The organism is Streptomyces sp. NPDC002520, from assembly GCF_053595235.1.
On record NZ_JBSFXG010000092.1, the window covers coordinates 1 to 1,496 of the forward strand.

The following is a 1,496-nucleotide window of genomic DNA, read 5'->3' on the forward strand; positions in this document are numbered from 1 at the left end:
TGGTCAGACACCCCATGTCGTTTGGTGTCAAGCGGCATGTGGCTGGGCGTGGTGCGACCAGGCGGTCGCTTCGTTGTAGTGGGTGCGGGTTTTGAGGCAGCCGTGGAGGATGCCGACGAGGCGGTTGCCGAGCTGGCGGAGGGCGGGGTTGTAGCCGGCCTCGCGGGCGCGCTGTTTGTCGTAGTAGCGGCGGGCGCCGGGTGAGGCGCGCAGGGCGGCGAACGCCTGGCGCTGGAGGGCGTCGGCGAGCCGGTTGTTGCGCACGTAGCGGGCCTGGACGGTGTGGCTCTTGCCCGAGGCGCGGGTGACGGGACTGGTGCCGGCGTAGTTCTTGCGGGCCTTCGCGGAGGCGTATCGGGTGGGGTCGTCTCCGAACTCGGCGAGCACCCGGGCGCCGGTGATCTCCGCGATGCCGGGCATCGAGAGGTAGATCTCAGCGTCCGGGTGCGCGAGAAAATGCGCCTTCACCTGCTCTTCCATCGCGGCTATCTGCTCGTTCAGCGCGATGATCAAGCGGGCGTGAGCCTGGGCGGTGACCGCGTAGGCGGCGGTGACGGGTTCGGGCAGGCCGAGCTGCTTCTCGCGCAGGGCGCTCTGGATGGTGGCGGCCTTTGCGTCGCGGTGATGGCGGCGGTGGAGGGCCAGGACGGCGGTGATCTGGGGGCGGGTCAGTTTCGCCCCGGCCGCTGGGGTGGGCGCCTTGATCAGCAGTTCCAGGGCGTCCGTGCTGGTCAGTTCCAGGTCCGCGTAGGCGGCCAGGGCGGCGGGGAAGTACTCCCGCAGCGTGGTCCGCAGGCGCTGGTAGGTGCGGGTGCGTTCCCAGATCAGGGTCTGGTGGGCACGGGCGACGACCTTGACGGCCTGGGCCTGCTCGCTGTCCCCGGCGACCGGCCGCAGCTGGTCGCGGTCGATGCGGACCATGTCGGCGAGTGCGTGCGCGTCGCCTTTGTCGCTCTTGGCGCCGGAGGTGCCGTACCTCTCCTTGAAGCGGGCGACCTGCCTCGGGTTGATCGCGTAGACCTGGTAGCCGGAGGCGATCAGCGCCTGCACCCACGAGCCGCGGTCGGTCTCGATCCCCGCCACCACCTCGGCCGGATCCAGGTCTTCGCCGCCGTGCCGGGCGATCAGCTCGTGCAGCTTCGCGATCCCCTCCACGCCCTCGGGCAGCCTCGCCGCGGCCAGCTTCCGGCCTGTTTCGTCCTGGAGCTCGACATCGTGGTGGTCTTCGGCCCAGTCGTCGCCGATCAGCAGCAACTCGTCCTCCTGGTCTGGTACTTCGCTCCTTGCAGCCTGCGGAAGGCGGCGCGCGGCCTAATGGATCCAGTGCTCACGCCGCCAGAAGGGCGGGCACGCCACCCCATCAGCGGTCTGGCCTCCCGGCCGACCAGCAGGGGCACGGTCTGACCACAGAAGTCGGATGCTTCCGGCGGCATGAGTGCTCACCTGCTGGCGGCTACGGCACCGAGTCTCTCCGACCCGGCAAGTCCCATTAGGCG

The 1,496-nt window shown here is 70.0% G+C and carries 1 protein-coding gene; it reads right to left on the minus strand.

What is annotated here, in order from left to right; all coding sequences use genetic code 11:
- Positions 1 to 27: 27 nt before the first annotated feature.
- Positions 28 to 1,254, minus strand: coding sequence for an IS110 family transposase (locus tag ACWD5D_RS44825; protein ID WP_451378501.1), 1,227 nt, complete (start codon positions 1,252 to 1,254; stop codon positions 28 to 30).
- Positions 1,255 to 1,496 lie beyond the last annotated feature (242 nt).